This window comes from Curtobacterium sp. B8, from assembly GCF_000333315.1.
In the GTDB taxonomy this organism is placed as follows: domain Bacteria; phylum Actinomycetota; class Actinomycetes; order Actinomycetales; family Microbacteriaceae; genus Curtobacterium; species Curtobacterium luteum.
On sequence record NZ_BACW01000117.1, the window covers coordinates 1 to 1,053 of the forward strand.

Consider the following 1,053-nt stretch of genomic DNA (forward strand, 5'->3'; position numbering starts at 1 on the left):
CGGAGCCGACTGGGCGCGCAGACGCTGCTTCTCACGGAGACGGACGGCGTAGTCGCTGTCCGCACGACGGCGGGTGCGGCCGTGCTCACCGGGGCCGTAGGGGCGCTTCTCGAGGTACCGGGCCGCCTTCGGCGTCAGCGGGATGCCGAGCGCGCGCGAGAGGCGGGTCTTGCTACGGGTGCGTGACTTGGTAGACACAGGGTCCTTTTCTCTGTCTGAACTGAATACTCGAGGGGCACCGCCCTCCGTGCGCACGAGACACACGGGAAGGACCGGTCCCGACGACGGGATCCAGAGGGATGAGCCTGTGGGATCGGACGGCTACAGTCCGAACCTCTGCCCCCGTGCCACCGGAGTGGCACTCTGTCCTCGACGCAGCCGTGCTCGAGGACCAGGACGTAGGCGGACCAACGATAGCAGCAAGTCGGGCGCCGGACCACCGCCGCGCCTACTCGCCGCGGGTGATCTTCCGGAGACGTTCGAGCCGGGGACCGACCTCGCGCTCGAAGCCGTTCGTGGTCGGGGTGTAGTACTCGGTGCCCTCGAGCGCGTCCGGGAGGTACTGCTGCTTCGCCACCCCGTGCTCAGCGTCGTGCGAGTAGACGTACCCCTTGCCGTGCCCGAGGCGCTTCGCCCCCGGGTAGTGCGCGTCACGGAGGTGGGTCGGCACCACGCCCATCCGCCCCGCCTTGACGTCCGCCATCGCCTCGTTCACCCCGTTGTAGGCGGCGTTCGACTTCGGCGCGGTCGCGAGGTACACCACCGCCTCGGCCAACGGGATGCGCCCTTCGGGCATGCCGATCAACTGCACCGCCTGCGCAGCCGCCACGGCGATCGGCAGCGCCTGCGGGTCGGCCATGCCGATGTCCTCGGACGCGGAGATGATGATCCGACGGGCGATGAAGCGCGGGTCCTCGCCCGCCTCGATCATGCGAGCCAGGTAGTGCAGCGCAGCGTCGACATCGCTCCCCCGCACCGACTTGATGAACGCACTGATGACGTCGTAGTGCTCGTCGCCCTGCCGGTCGTAGCGGAGCAGTGCGCGGTCCACCG

Annotated in this window: 2 pseudogenes; both read right to left on the reverse strand. The window is 69.3% G+C overall.

From position 1 onward, the window contains the following. A pseudogene (locus I59_RS03075) lies at positions 1-198 on the reverse strand (30S ribosomal protein S4); the annotation flags it as partial. A gap of 250 nt (positions 199-448) precedes the next feature. After that, positions 449-1,053 (reverse strand): annotated as a pseudogene (locus I59_RS03080) (replication-associated recombination protein A); the annotation flags it as partial.